Genomic DNA, 13,567 nt, shown 5'->3' with positions numbered 1-13,567 from the left:
CGCCCGCCCCGCCCCCCCCCCCGCGCCCCGGCCCCCGCCCCCCCCGGCGGGATCCCGGGGGGCCCCGGCCCCCACGCCGCGCCCGGGCCCCCCGCTCCACGGCGCGCTGCGCGCCGCCCGGATCAGGACGCCATGGCCTTCCTCAGCTCGGCCGCCGCGTTGCGGTAGACCGGCAGCAGGTCGAGGTCCTCGCCGGGGTAGTTGACGATCTCGACCTGCCGGGCCCCGGAGTCGGGCAGCACCGTACCGGTGGACATGTGGACGTTGTCCAGGACGAACGCCGGCTTCTTCGCGGACAGCTCCGCGAGCTGCGCCGGGGTGACGGCCTCGGGCCCGTACGTGCCCACCGGGCTCGCGCCCGCCAGCTTCGCGGCCCAGGCGGTGAAGACCTGGGTGACGACGGCGGGGCTCTTGCCACCCGGCCAGGCCGCCTGGACGTCCTTGTTCAGCTTGGCGTACTCGGTGTCGAAGCCGGTCTTCCACTGCGTGGCGGCGTCCGCCGTGCCGAAGAGGGCACCCAGCTTGTCGACCTCGGCCTTCACCTTGTCGGGGTCGTTGTCGAGGTTGACCTCGACCAGCTTCGCCTTCGAGCCGGCGGCCTCCTTGATCTTCGCGGCGTACGGCTCGAACGGCGCGTAGAGCACGAAGTCGGCCTTGGCGACGGCGGCGAGGTCCGAGGGCTTCGGATCGTAGTCGGGGGCGTGGTGCACGGACTGCGGGACGATGACCTTCACGTCCTCGGCACCGGCGGCCTTGGCGAAAGCGCCCTCCCAGCTGGTGGTCACGACCACCACGGGCTTGTCCTTCTTCGCCTCGCTGCCGCCCTTGGCCGGTGCGGGGTCGGAAGCGGTGCCGTTGCCGCACGCCGCGGTCAGCAGGAGCGCCGCGCTCAGTGCGACGAGGGCAGGGATACGGACGCGGGTGCGCGCCATGAGCTGATTCTCCGTTCGGGTATGAAATGCACGGCGAGGACGAGGGCCCCCGCCGTCAGGACGAGGACCGGGCCCGGTGGCCAGTCCAGCCACAGGGCAAGAAGGAACCCCGTCAGGTTGACGATGACGCCGATGCCGATGGCCCACAGCGTGATCGACTTCAGGGAGCTGCCCAGGCGGCGGGCCGCGAGTGCGGGCAGCAGGGTCAGGGCGTCGACCAGGAGCGCACCGGTCAGCTTGATCGCCCCGGCGACGGCGATCGCCACCAGGACGAGGAGGGCGGCGGTCAGTGCCCGCACCGGTACGCCCGAGCACTGGGCGAGCTCACGGTCGTAGAGCAGGAGGCCGATGTCGCGGCGCCGCCACCAGAACAGGCCCGGTACGGCGACGGCCAGGACGCCGAGGACGAGCAGGTCCGGTGTCGCGACCGACAGGATCGACCCCCAGAGCAGGGCGAACGCGCCGGAGGCGTTCACCCCGGTCACCGCGAGGAGCAGCAGCGCCGCGGCGATCGCCAGGCTCATCAGCAGGCCCATCGCCCCGGACAGGCCGTCCGGGGTCCGGGCGAGCGGGGCGACGCCCGCACCGGCCAGGGCACACGCGACGAGGGCGCACAGCATGGGATCGAGTCCGGTCAGCAGGCCGACGGCGATCCCGAGCAAGGCGACGTGCATCATCGCGAACCGCACCGGCATGATGTCGAGCCCGACGATGACCACCCCGATGACCGGCAGCCCGACCGCCGCGAGCAGCAGGGCGACCCCGGCGCGTTGCACGGGGACGAGCTGCAGCAGCACGCCGAGGTCGGCGGTGGCGAGGGTCACCGGCATCACCGGACCTCCCGCAGCCGGCCCGCGGCCATCTCCAGCACGCGGTCACAGCGCTCCGCCAGGGTCCGGTCGTGCGTCACCACGACCAGCGTCACCGGCAGCGACGTCAGCACGTCCGCAGCCTCCTCCTGCCCGTCGAAGTCGAGGGCGGCGGTCGGCTCGTCCGCCAGCATCACCTGCGCTCCGGCCGCGACGCAGCCGATCGCCCGGGCCAGGTACATGCGCTGCAACTGGCCGCCGGACAGGGTGTGCAGGGGCCGCCCGGTCAGTTCCGCGACGCCGAGCCGGTCCGCCGCCTCGGCGGCGTCCACGGGAGCGGTACTGCTGGCCAGCAGCTCGGAGCCGAGCAGCGGAAACCGTCCCGCCGCGGGCTTCTGCGGGATCCAGGCACACGACCGGCGCCGCCACGCCCACTCCGCGGGGGAGCCGGTACCGCGTCCGCCGACGGTGATCGACCCGGACACCTGCCGGTGAAGTCCCAGCACGGCACGCAGGAGCGTGGTCTTGCCCGACCCGTTCGTTCCGGTCAGCGCCACGCGCTCACCGGCCGCGATCTCCAGATCCACATCGGCGACCGCCACGACCCGGCCGTGCCGGCAGGCCACCTGACGCATGTGAACATCCAGCCCGCCCATCACACCCACCTCGATCCTCACCTGGTGACAGGGGCGCGAGAGGATGCCCAACCGTCGCCCACACCCCGGTAGTCGGACGGCGGACGCCCCGAGTTCCCGCGGGCCGGCGATCGGTGGGGGCCTGCTCCGCCGAGATCGTTCGCAGGCCCGCCCCTTAGGGTCGGGGGCATGACGACATCCTTTGCCGGCAGTGCCTTCGACTCGCTCCTCCTGGACGCCGTGCCCGACCAGGAGGCGTTGCGCCGGGCCTACGCGCTCCCCAGAGACGCGGCCGTGCGCAAGCAGATGACCGAACTCACCGCACAGACGCGCCGGTTGATCGGCTGCTCATCACTGGTCCTGGTCGCCAGCGCGGACTCCGAGGGCAACTGTGACGTCTCCCCGCGCGGCGGCCCCGCAGGGTTCGTCGCCGTCTTGGACTCACGGACGGTGGCGATACCGGACGCGACGGGCAACAAGCGCCTGGACACCCTGCAGAACGTCGTCGCCACCGGACGGGCCGGGCTGCTGTTCGTCATCCCGGGACGCACCACGACGCTCAGGGTGAACGGCCGGGCCTGCATTTCCACCCGCCCGGAGCTGCTGTCCCAGCTGACCGCCGTGGGCAAGCCGCCGGCCAGTGCGCTGGTGCTGGGGATCGAGGAGGTCTACCCGCACTGTCCCAAGTCGCTCCTGCGCAGTGCGGCCTGGAAACCGGAGCAGTGGCTGCCGGCGGACGCCCAGCCGACCTCGGCCGAGGTGACGCTGGCCCAGCTGCGGATGCCGGAGCTGACGATCGCCGACATCGAGCAGGCGGAGGCGGATTCGCTGAAGTACCGCTACGAGTGACGGGCCGACCGGCCTGCCCGCCGGCGCGAGCGGGCCGGCCTGCCCGCCGTCCCCGCCCCCTCCTGAACAACGGGCTGCATAACCGTTGATGCTGGCCGGCAGCAGAACTGTCTATTGGCCATCCGGACCGGCCACTTGCAGGCTTGATCACATGCGAAACGCGACGGAATCCACTGCAGACGGGCAGGCGGTCCTCAAGGCCGCCATCGCCGCCGAACGCCGCGAGCTGGCCGATCTCCTCGACGCCCTGACGGCCGACGACTGGCAGGCCCCCAGCCTGTGCGCGGGCTGGACCGTACGCGAGGTCGTCGCCCACCAGTCCATGGGCTTCCGGCTCTCCCTCCCCGCCACCCTGGGGGAACTCCTCAAGGCGCGCGGCAACCTCCACCGCATGACCGACCGGGTCGCCCGCCGGGACGCGGCCGCCCACTCCACCGCCGAACTCAGCGCCTTCCTCCGCGACCACGCCCACCACCCGTGGACCCCGCCGGTCGGCGGGCTCCCGGCAGCCCTCGGCCACGACGTGGTCCACGGCCTGGACGTCACGACCGCCCTCGGGCTCGACCGGCGCGTCCCCGAGGACCGGCTGCGCATCCTGCTCGCATCGATCCGCCCCCGAGGCCTGAAGTTCTTCGGCGTCGACCTGACCGGCGTACGGCTCTGCGCGCAGGACATGGACTGGTCCTACGGGTCCGGCGCGGATGCGGTGCACGGAGCCGCCCAGGACCTCCTCCTGCTCGCCTTCGGCCGCCGTCCGCCGCCCGGCCGTCTTCACGGCAACGCGGCCGGCCGCTTCACCGGCCGGTGACCGCAGTGCGACGTGTCCGAGTCCTCCGGGCGCTCGCCCTCTTCTCCACCGGCCTGCTGGCCGGTGCCTTCGGCTACGGCGCCGCCAACCTGGTCCCGACGTTCAACGCCGTGCCGATCGGGATGCGGCTCGACTTCCATGCCGAGCTGATGAAGACGAACGGCATCACCATGCAGGCCACGATGGCGGTCTCGGCCCTCAGCACCCTGGCCCTGGCCACCGCGGTACGCGGCCGGGTACGGGTCCTGACCGGCGCGGCGGGGCTCCTGACGGTGTCCTCCTTCCTGATCACGCGGTTCGGGAACGTCCCGATCAACGGCCGTATCAAGGAGTGGGCCGCCGGTGCGCCGCCGCCCGACCACGCGGAGGTCCTGCGCCGCTGGGAACTCTTCAACGACGCCCGCACCGCCACCGCCGTCCTCGGCTTCGCGCTGCTCATCACCCTCACGCTCCGGCGGTCATCCGGCGAACGTGGCGGGTGACGGGGCCGGTGCCCACGCATGGTGCGAGCCGGGGACGGTCGCGAACACGCTCCCCGGAGTTCGCGAGTTTGGCCGGCCTCGGGACAGCACAGGATCAGGCCATGATCCGACAGTACGCAACCGTGGCCGGAATCGTGCGTGACGAGGTGACGCTGCTGTCCGCGGCCGCCCGGGCCGGCTCCGGTCCCGGCGCAGCCGCTGCCGCAGGACTGACCCCGACGGTACGGGAGACGGTGGAGGCGATCGTCCGGGCAGTTCGAGCCGGCGACGACGCACTGATCGGCCGGCTGCTGAACCGGTTCACACAGGTGGCGGATTTCGACGCCCTCGTGCACCTGCGCACCCGGCTGGACAGCACGTTGCGCGCAACGTCGTCCCGGAGGGGTGACGTGGAGGCTGCCGGATCGTTTCAGCCAACGTGAATGATGAATTCCGTTTCTTGGGTCCGGGGTCGGGTCGCCCGGAGGGCTCCAGCCGGCCCGGTCGGGGCCTGCCGCCCGCAGCCGCGACATGTGCGTCGAGTCCGGACGTCAGGACGGTGGTGTGATGGGCAGGTCGTTCTACTGGTGTCGCTCCTGCCGCCAGCCGCTCTACGCCACGAGTTCCCTCGCGGTTGCGGCCGGCTGGGACTGGGAGATCGACCATCAGCAGCCCGGCGATTGCGCCAACGGGCACCTGATGCCCCTGACCGGCACCGCCACCGTCCCCGAAGACCTGCCCAACGCCCCACGCGTGCTGCGCATCTTCGGAGCATGAGCCCCGGCCGAGGCCTCTGCGGGGCACGCGGGGCTGCCGCCCCCACGGCGGATCTGCCGGTGGCCCCGTTCCGGCAGAGAAGCGGAGGCGGTGGAGGGAACGCCTCCGCCGTGGTCCGCCTCTCCCCGGGTGAAGGCCGCCTCCCGGCGGTTTCCACCGGCTGTCCGACAGGAGAACCGCCGTGCCGCTCGTGTTCCCTCGTACCCGCCCTCGTACTCCTGCCCGCGCATCCCGCGCCGCCGGGGTCCTGGCCGCCGTCTGCGTGGTGGTGTTGTCGGCCGGGGCCGTGGTCGGCGTCCGGGAGGGCCGCGCCCCCGGGCTCCTGCCCGAGCGCAGCTGGGGCCCCTGGACCGACGGGGGGATCGAGGGCTGGTCGACGCACGTGCGCGTCAACAGGTGGGGTGATGCGGCCGAGGCCGACATCCACTTCGGCAAGGCCGAGGACCTCACGCTGCATGCGTACGGGAAGACGGTCAGTGCGACGAGCATGATGGAGCCCACCGTCTTCACTCTCACCCCCGACGGCAGGCTCACCGCCCGCCGCCTGCCTGCGCCGTGAACGGCCGGGGGGGGGGGGGGGGGGGCGGGGGGGGGGGGGGGGGGGGCGGGGGCGGGGGGGCGGGGGGGGTGGGGGGGGGCGCGGGGGGGCGCGCGGCGGCGCCGCCCCCCCCCGGCGGGCGCTGTTCCCCGCCGGGCCCCCGCGTTCGGTGCCGGCGCGGGGGCCCCGACTGCTGCTCTAGGGTCGGGTCGGGATGTCCGGGTCCAGGTCCGGGTCCGCGGCCCTGGCCGCCGCACGGGCCAGGACCACCGGCCCGTCCGTGTCGTCCGGAGCGGTCGTGGTGGCGTTGACCGGCCCCGTCTCAGGGCTGTAGCCGAACGAGTTGCGCGGGAGTTCTACAGGCATGTCCACGTGCTGGAACCTCCGTACTGCAGGTAGCCCTTGACGGGCGTTCCGTCCGAGGCCGTGGCGTAGCCGCGGGCTTCGAGCCGGTAGGACTTCCGACCGTACCCTGCAGGGTGGTTGCACCACACCATGAAGATGGTGTCGTTGTGCTGGCCGGACGTCTCGGGGCCGACGACCGAGCCGGTTATCCGGGACCATCCGCCGTTGTTCCAGGCGAACTGGCCGTTGGTGTGCTGGACGCGGAACGATCCGGAACAGTCCTGGTTGGTGGTGCCCTGGAGGTCGCCCAGGTTCCAGTCGCGCAGGCCGCCGACGTACAGCGTGCACAGCAGCGCCCCGGCCGCGCCGGGCCGGGCCGTCGCCGTCTTGCCCGTCTTGGCGGCTTCGGTGGCACGGGCGGAGTCGACGAGCTCCTTCGGGAGGTAGTTCGCGGGGTCCTTGGCCTTGGGGTCCGACAGGTCCAGGGTGCGCGACTGGTAGGTGGTCCCGGCGCCGTCGTACCCGAAGTACACGACCTTGCCGGTGGTCGGCTCGGCGGTGGCGCCCGCCGGGGAGGTGGCGGCCTGGGCGTGTGCGGACGGGGCGGGCGCGGATGCCGTTGCTCCGGTGGCGAGGGCGCCGACGAGGCCGAGCGCGATTCCCGCTGTGGCCAGCGAGGAGGTCATGCGCATGGACAGCTCCTAGTGCCGCGAGTCGCGGGTGCCTGGTGCGCCCGGTGCGGCGGCAACTGCCAACGAACGTAAGCGACTTGTGGTGCGATGCCGGTTCTGAAACGAGCCATGGCTCGAACCGTGCGCAGAGTGTCCGATTCCGGGTCGTTCGGGCGGCATCGCCCGAAGTGGAGGGAATCCGTCCTTGCCTGGCCTGGACCTGCGGCCAAGAGGCGGTCACGGGCCGCCTCCAGGGCAATCGCATCCGTGTCCCATCCCGCCGATGTGACAAGCATGTGCCAGGTACGAGGCTGAACTTGCGGATGCAAGATGCCGGAGAGGGGCGGTGCCCATGAACACGCGCACCCGGGACGGCAGCGCCGGAGACGGCCGACCGGAAGTTCTCCGGGGTCGCCCGTCATCGTGCGCGCGATCCCCCGAGAGAGACGCCTGAGAGAGAAGAGGGACAAGCACCATGGGAGAACCCGACCGCACGGACGAGCAGCTGCGCGTCCGAGGTCTCGTCGAGGCCCAGCACAAGGCCGAGCACCTCTTCGCCGAGGTCGAGGCCCGGGGCCTGGTCGCCCCGGGAGCGGGCGAGCGGGAGGTCAGCGATCGGATCAGGGACCTCGCGAACGAGATGTTCGGGACGACGAAGCACTGGCACAAGCGGATCGTCCGCTCGGGTCCGCACACGCTGTTCCCGTACAAGGAGAACCCGCCGGACCGGATCATCGGCGAGGACGACATCGCCTTCGCCGACTTCGGTCCGATCTTCGAGGAGTACGAGGCGGACTTCGGCCGCACCTTCGTCTTCGGCGAGGACCCGGCCAAGCACCGCCTGCGCGAGGACCTCGAGAAGGTCTTCGCCGCCGGCCGTGACGCCTTCCACGGCGACCCGGAGATCACCGGACGACAGCTGCACGCGGAAGTCGAACGACTCGCCGCCGCGGCAGGCTGGACCCTGGGCGGCTGGCACGCGGGCCACCTCGTGGGGGAGTTCCCCCACGAGACCATCGACGGAGCGAAGTCCGAGTCGTACGTCACCCCGGACAACGACACCCCGCTGCGCCGCACCGACCGGGCCGGCAGGCACTGCCACTGGATCCTGGAGATCCACCTCGTCGACGAGCAGCGGGGCTTCGGCGGCTTCTACGAACAGCTCCTCGACCTGGCGTAGGAGCAAGCCCAGGCGCAAGCCGTGGCCTGCCCGTCGTCCGTGGTGCGGGCGGCCCGGTCAGTAGACGTCACGGACGTAGCGCTTGTCACCGGCCATCTGCCGTATGTAGGCGGCGGCCGATTCCGCGTCCATGCCACCGTGCGCGGTGACGATGTCGTGCAGGGCCCGGTCCACGTCCTTGGCCATGCGGCCGGCGTCGCCGCAGACGTAGAAGTGGGCGCCGTCCCGGAGCCATCGCCACAACCGCGGGCCGTGCTCGCGCATCCGGTCCTGGACGTAGACCTTGTTGCGCTGGTCGCGGGAGAAGGCGACGTCGAGGCGGTCCAGGTGGCCGGAGGCGAGGAAACCCTCCAGGTCCTGCCGGTAGTAGAAGTCGGTGGCCTGGCGCTGCTCGCCGAAGAACAGCCAGTTGGGGCCGGTGTGTCCGTTGGCCAGACGGTCTTCCAGGAACCCGATGAACGGTGCGACGCCGGTACCCGGGCCGACCATGATCATGGGTGTGGCGGAGCCGGAGGGAGGGCGGAAGTGCGGCGAGCGCTGGACGAAGACCTGGACGGGGCCGTCGTCGGCGCAGTCCGCCAGGTAGGTGGAGCAGACGCCCTTGCGGTCCCGGCCCAGGTCGTTGGCGTAGCGGACAACGGACACCGTCAGGCGGACCTCGCCCGGGTGCGCGAGCGGGCTGGAGGAGATGGAGTACAGGCGTGGCTGGAGACGCTTGAGGACCGTCGCCCACTCGGCGGCGGAGGCCCGGACGGGGAAGGCGCCGATGACGTCGGCGGCCTGCCGGCCCCAGCTCCACTTGGCCAGCTCGCCCTTGTTGTCGGGGCGCAGCAGCCGCTGGAGGTCCCTGTCCCCGGTGCGGGCGCTGACGAACTTGAGCAGGTCCGGGGTGATGCGGGCGATGTCGAACCGGGTCCGCAGGGCCTCGCCGAGGGGGAGGTCGCCACCGTCGGGGAGGAGGACCTGCTCGTCGGGGTCGAGCCCGGTGAGGGCGAGCCATTCGGTGACGAGTCCGCGGCCGTTGGCCGGCCACACGCCGAGGGCGTCTCCGGCCTCGTAGGCGAGTTCGCCGCCGCGCGTGTCGAAGGCGAACTGCCGTACCTCCTTCTGTGATCCGGGCAGGCTGAGCAGCCGGTTCCCGACCAGGAGCGTCGCGAAGGGTGACGTCTTGGAGTAGCCGCCGGACGCGCCGGGACGGGGGGCGGGGGGTACGGTGACGGGCTCTGCCGCAGGAAGTGTCGGTGCACCCGCGGCGGTGACCGCCGAGGGCGTCGGGGCGGTCGCGGGCTGCGGATCGGGCGCCGTGACCAGAGCGCCGGTCACCTGGTCGAGCCACTGCCCGGCGGCTTCCTCGTAGTCGGGTTCGCAGTCGGTACGCGGATGCAGGCGGGTGGCTCCGAGCTCTGCGAGGCGTTCGTCCAGGCGGCGGCCGTGGCCGCAGAAGTCGTCGTAGCCGGAGTCGCCGAAGGCCAGTACCGCATAGCGCAGGCCGTCCAGCCGGGCGGCGTCGGGTGCGGTGAGCTCCTGCCAGAAGCCTGCGCCGTTGTCGGGGCTTTCGCCGTCGCCGAAGGTGCTGGTGACGATCAGCAGGTCGGTACCGGCGGTGAGCTGCGCAGGGGTGGCGTCGGCCATGGCGAGCAGCGTCGGGGTGTGGCCGGTCTCGGCGAGGCGGGCGGTCACGGTGGCGGCGAACTCCTCGGCGTTGCCGGTCTGCGAGGCCCACAGCACGACCAGCGGACGGGTCGGGACCGCTTCGGGGGCGCCGCCGACGGCACGGCCGGCGGGGGCGGTTGCGGGGGAGGGCGGTGCGAGCGCGGGAGCGGCGGGGACGGGTATGGCCGTACGGGAGAACATGCCGGCCAGCACGCCGTCCACCCACAACGCCGTCGCAGGGGTGAAGGGCGCGGTGGCGGGCAGCACCGGGACGCCGCCGGGCGGTGCGAGGGCGACGCCGGACAGGTAGCCGGACAGATACCTGCGCTCCGGCTCCTCCAGTACCGGTCCGGTGAGGTCGGTCAGGCCGAAGAGGGTGGTGAGGGCGGTCACGGCCGTGGCTGCGGTGTGCGGCGTGGCGGCCGGCCCGTGCGGCTCCTGCGTCGGGAGGGGCGGGGCGGTGGCCGCGGCGGCCGGCGCGCCGGCGGAGTCCTCGGGTTCCGGGGCCGCGACGACGCGCAGTGCCACGGCGCAGGCCTTGAACTCCGGTTGGAAGGAGACCGGGTCGACGGCGTCGTTGGTGACGGCGTTGAGGCTGAGGTACTCCCCGAACAGGTCGTTCCAGTGGAACGGCGCGAAGCAGTTTCCCGGGCGTACGCGGTCGGTGACGACGGCGGGCAGGACGGCGCGGCCGCGGCGGGAGGCGACCTCGATGTGGTCCCCGTCCCGGGCGTTCATGGCGGCGGCGTCGTCGGGGTGCAGTTCGACGAACGGGCCGGGGTTGAGCTTGTTGAGCTTGGCGACCTTGCCGGTCTTGGTGAGGGTGTGCCACTGGTGTTGCAGGCGGCCGGTGTTGAGGACGAACGGGTAGTCGTCGTCGGGGAGTTCGGAAGCCGGCAGGTGGGGGCGTGCGAAGAACCGGGCGCGGCCGGTGGCGGTGGGGAACGCCAGCCGGGGGCGGGTCCCGTCCGCGCGTTCCAGGAGGGTCTGGCTGACGCCGTCGTTGAGGTAGCGGATCGGGTTGCGGTCGGCGCCGTCCTCGGCCGGGGCCGGCCACTGCACCGGGGCCTCGCGCAGGCGCCGGTAGCTGACGCCGCGCAGGTCCCAGCCGGTCTTCGGGTTCCAGGCCTGCTTGAGCTCTTCGAAGACGTCCTCGGCGCTCGCGTAGCCGAAGGCCTCGGCGAAGCCCATCTCGCAGGCGACGCGGGCGATCAGCTGCCAGTCGGGCAGTGCCTGGCCGGGCGGGTCGACGACGCCCTGGACGAGGGTGAGGTTCCGCTCCGAGTTGATCATGACGCCGTCGGACTCCGCCCACAGGGTGGCGGGCAGTACGACGTCGGCGTAGGCGTTCGTCTCGGTCTCCGCGAACACGTCCTGCGTGATGACGAGCTCCGCCGCCTCCAGACCGGCGATGACCGACTTGCGGTTGGCGACCGAGGCGACCGGGTTGGTGCAGATGATCCAGCACGCCTTGATGTCCCCGGCGGCCATCTGCTCGAACATCTCCACGGTCCCGCGTCCCACCTCGGTGCGCAGGGTGCCGGATCCGATGCCCCACAGGTCTTCGATGAACGCGCGCTCCTCGGCCACCAGAACCGAGCGCTGGCCCGGCAGGCCCGGGCCCATGTACCCCATCTCGCGGCCGCCCATCGCGTTGGGCTGCCCGGTCAGCGAGAACGGTCCGGAGCCGGGGCGGCAGATCGCCCCGGTGGCGAGGTGCAGGTTGACCAGCGCGTTGGTGTTCCACGTCCCGTGCGTGGACTGGTTGAGCCCCATCGTCCAGCAGCTCATCCACTCGCCCGCCTCGCCGATCCATCGGGCGGCCTGCCGGATGTCCGCCTCCGGTATCCCGGTGATCTCCGCGACCTTCGCCGGCGGGTAGTCCGCCAGGAAGGCGGGCATGTCCTCCCAGCCGTCGGTGAACTCGGCGACGAACGCCTCGTCGGTGTGCCCGTCCTCCACCAACAGGTGCAGCAGACCGTTGAGCAGCGCCAGGTCGGTTCCCGGCTTGACCTGCAGGAACAGGTCCGCCTTGTCGGCGGTGGCGGTGCGGCGCGGGTCGACGACGATGAGCTTCGCGCCGGCCGACTTCACCCGGTCCATCATCCGCAGGAACAGGATCGGATGGCAGTCGGCCATGTTCGCGCCGATGACGAAGAAGGCGTCGGCCCGGTCGAAGTCCTGGTAGGAGCCGGGCGGACCGTCCGCGCCCAGCGACAGCTTGTAGCCGGAGCCGGCACTGGCCATGCACAGACGGGAGTTGGACTCGATCCGGCTGGTCCGTACGAAGCCCTTCGCGAGCTTGTTGGCCAGGTACTGCGCCTCGAGCGACATCTGTCCGGAGACGTAGAAGGACAGGGCGTCGGGGCCGTGCTCGTCGAGGATGGCGCGCAGGCGGCCGGCGACCGCCGTGATCGCCGCGTCCACGTCCGCTTCCCTGGGCTCGGCGCCGCGCTCGGAGCGGACCAGCGCCTTGGTCGCCCTGCCTGCGGCGGCCATCATGTCGGCGCTGGTCGAGCCCTTCGTGCAGAGCCGCCCGAAGTTCGTCGGGTGGTTCTTGTCCCCGGAGGCCTTCTGCACGGTGCGTCGGCCGGTGACAGGATCCCGGCCGATGCCGAGCACGATGCCGCAGCCGACGCCGCAGTACGAGCAGACCGTCCGGACGCTCCCCGTATCCGAGCCTGGCGTCTTCGTCACCGCGGCTCCCTCCCCCCAGGGTCCCAGTCCTCGCCCTCCGCATGCCGGGTGAGCTGCGACGGGAGTGGGGTGTCCCCACCTCGACGACCGTAGGAAGAGCGCATTACCAAGCGATCACGCCCTGCGGTCGCACTGTGTAAACCGACCCGCACACCACTCCCTGCCACGATGTGAGCGGCAAGGGCGCGGCCCGGTGCCGGTACGGACCGCGGCGGCTAGGCGATGGCCGGATCCGCCCGGGCCAGCAGGGCGATCTCGGCCGCCACTGCCTCCGGGTCGGCCGGGACGGTGACGTGGGCGACGTCGTCCAGACCGGGGTAGGCGCCGACGCGCACCGCCCGCTCCGCGTTCCGCAGCAGTTCGAGGTCATTGACGTCGTTGCCGAACGCCACGTACTCACCGATCCCCAGCGACGTCAGTGCTTCCCACTTGGTCGTCGAACCAGGCGCGAAGTCGATGATCGACTCGTCGAGGTGGTGGTTTGCCGTCACTCCGAGCCCACGCCCGGCCTCGGCGAGTGCTGCCATGTCCGATGCACCGACGACCAGGAACTTCACGACTTCCGGAAGCTCTGCCAGAGCCACCCGGCACGCGAGGTTGCCCTGGTCGACACGGCTCCGGATCGGGTGGTCCGAAGGTCCGGTGTAGGCGTAGTCCCAGGGACCGTCCGCAAGATAGGTCGCCTGGTACCGCTCGACTGCCTCCATCAGCGCTCCGAGCGTGTCGGGATCAAACGCGGCGCGGGCCCGGACCTGACCGTCGATCGAGACGAGGCTCCCGTTTCCACCGATCAACGTGGCGGAGGAGAAGGCACCGTCGAGTACGGGCAGGAGGTCTCGAACAGGCCGGGCGGACGCGAAAACCAGGCGATGGCCGACGCGTTCACACGCGACGAGTGCTGCGAGGATGCGGTCGTCGATCGTTCGCCCGTCAAAGCAGAGCGTGCCGTCGATGTCGAAGACCGCGGTGCGGGCGCTGAGACTGATCATCATCGGATCGTATCCGCCCGGCCGGCGGCGGAGGGATCCGCGCCGGCGGCAAGGCCGTGTCCGGAAACCGGCCGGAGGTGGGGGAACCGGGTGACTTTGCCCGCGGGTGTCCGCGAGCCTCTCGGTCGGCACGGTTGCCCGCGCGGCGTCGCGCGGTAGCGTGCCGGTGGCCGGTGGCCGGTGGCCGGTGGCCGGTGGCCGGTGGCCGGTGGCCGGTGGCCGG

14 protein-coding genes are annotated in these 13,567 nt (G+C 72.0%); 7 read left to right on the top strand and 7 right to left on the bottom strand.

What is annotated here, in order from left to right; all coding sequences use genetic code 11:
* Positions 1-122: 122 nt before the first annotated feature.
* From ACFXA3_RS17075 to ACFXA3_RS17065, 3 genes are read right to left on the bottom strand one after another with little or no spacing between them, the layout of a single operon-like run.
* Positions 123-932: a metal ABC transporter solute-binding protein, Zn/Mn family gene (locus tag ACFXA3_RS17075; RefSeq protein WP_385187526.1), complete on the bottom strand. Its 810-nt coding sequence runs from the start codon at positions 930-932 to the stop codon at positions 123-125.
* Complete coding sequence (locus tag ACFXA3_RS17070; RefSeq protein ID WP_385187524.1) at positions 890-1,762, bottom strand: metal ABC transporter permease; 873 nt, start codon at positions 1,760-1,762, stop codon at positions 890-892. Before ACFXA3_RS17070 ends, ACFXA3_RS17075 begins: the two co-directional genes overlap by 43 nt.
* Positions 1,762-2,397, bottom strand: a complete 636-nt coding sequence (locus tag ACFXA3_RS17065) for a metal ABC transporter ATP-binding protein (RefSeq protein ID WP_385187522.1) — start codon at positions 2,395-2,397, stop codon at positions 1,762-1,764. The genes ACFXA3_RS17070 and ACFXA3_RS17065 overlap by 1 nt, the downstream gene beginning before the upstream one ends.
* Before the next feature lie 168 nt (positions 2,398-2,565).
* On the opposite strand from ACFXA3_RS17065, the gene ACFXA3_RS17060 reads away from it, so the two are divergent.
* From ACFXA3_RS17060 to ACFXA3_RS17035, 6 genes are all read left to right on the top strand, one after another.
* Positions 2,566-3,225, top strand: a complete 660-nt coding sequence (locus tag ACFXA3_RS17060) for an MSMEG_1061 family FMN-dependent PPOX-type flavoprotein (protein WP_385187520.1) — start codon at positions 2,566-2,568, stop codon at positions 3,223-3,225.
* Positions 3,226-3,376: 151 nt separating this feature from the next.
* A complete protein-coding gene (locus ACFXA3_RS17055; protein ID WP_385187518.1) occupies positions 3,377-4,033 on the top strand; it encodes a maleylpyruvate isomerase family mycothiol-dependent enzyme in 657 nt (218 codons plus the stop codon).
* A 5-nt stretch (positions 4,034-4,038) separates the two neighbouring features.
* Positions 4,039-4,515 (top strand): DUF1772 domain-containing protein, encoded by a 477-nt coding sequence (locus tag ACFXA3_RS17050; RefSeq protein WP_385187516.1) that lies wholly within the window; start codon positions 4,039-4,041, stop codon positions 4,513-4,515.
* 101 nt (positions 4,516-4,616) lie between these two features.
* Positions 4,617-4,937: a hypothetical protein gene (locus ACFXA3_RS17045; protein ID WP_385187514.1), complete on the top strand. Its 321-nt coding sequence runs from the start codon at positions 4,617-4,619 to the stop codon at positions 4,935-4,937.
* A gap of 124 nt (positions 4,938-5,061) precedes the next feature.
* Positions 5,062-5,271 carry a hypothetical protein gene (locus tag ACFXA3_RS17040; RefSeq protein WP_385187512.1) on the top strand — a complete coding sequence of 70 codons (210 nt, stop codon included), beginning with the start codon at positions 5,062-5,064 and terminating at the stop codon, positions 5,269-5,271.
* 181 nt (positions 5,272-5,452) lie between these two features.
* Positions 5,453-5,830, top strand: coding sequence for a hypothetical protein (locus ACFXA3_RS17035; protein WP_385187510.1), 378 nt, complete (start codon positions 5,453-5,455; stop codon positions 5,828-5,830).
* 177 nt (positions 5,831-6,007) lie between these two features.
* Here ACFXA3_RS17035 and ACFXA3_RS17030 read toward each other — a convergent pair whose 3' ends face one another.
* Positions 6,008-6,175 carry a hypothetical protein gene (locus ACFXA3_RS17030; RefSeq protein WP_385187509.1) on the bottom strand — a complete coding sequence of 56 codons (168 nt, stop codon included), beginning with the start codon at positions 6,173-6,175 and terminating at the stop codon, positions 6,008-6,010.
* Positions 6,166-6,846 (bottom strand): hypothetical protein, encoded by a 681-nt coding sequence (locus tag ACFXA3_RS17025; protein ID WP_385187507.1) that lies wholly within the window; start codon positions 6,844-6,846, stop codon positions 6,166-6,168. Before ACFXA3_RS17025 ends, ACFXA3_RS17030 begins: the two co-directional genes overlap by 10 nt.
* Positions 6,847-7,300: 454 nt before the next feature.
* Between ACFXA3_RS17025 and ACFXA3_RS17020 the strand changes: the two genes are divergently transcribed.
* Positions 7,301-8,005, top strand: a complete 705-nt coding sequence (locus ACFXA3_RS17020; RefSeq protein WP_385187506.1) for a M24 family metallopeptidase — start codon at positions 7,301-7,303, stop codon at positions 8,003-8,005.
* Between the two features lie 57 nt (positions 8,006-8,062).
* On the opposite strand, the gene ACFXA3_RS17015 is transcribed toward ACFXA3_RS17020, so the two are convergent.
* Together ACFXA3_RS17015 and ACFXA3_RS17010 are read right to left on the bottom strand one after the other, a co-directional pair.
* On the bottom strand, positions 8,063-12,355 hold the full coding sequence (locus ACFXA3_RS17015) for a molybdopterin-dependent oxidoreductase (RefSeq protein WP_385187504.1): 4,293 nt from the start codon (positions 12,353-12,355) through the stop codon (positions 8,063-8,065).
* A gap of 215 nt (positions 12,356-12,570) precedes the next feature.
* Positions 12,571-13,344, bottom strand: coding sequence for an HAD hydrolase family protein (locus ACFXA3_RS17010; protein WP_385187502.1), 774 nt, complete (start codon positions 13,342-13,344; stop codon positions 12,571-12,573).
* Positions 13,345-13,567 lie beyond the last annotated feature (223 nt).

The sequence above is a fragment of the Streptomyces sp. NPDC059456 genome (assembly GCF_042750055.1).
Taxonomy (GTDB): Bacteria; Actinomycetota; Actinomycetes; order Streptomycetales; family Streptomycetaceae; genus Streptomyces.
Note: the sequence above shows the minus strand (reverse complement) of the source record. Positions and strands in the feature narration are given on the sequence as shown.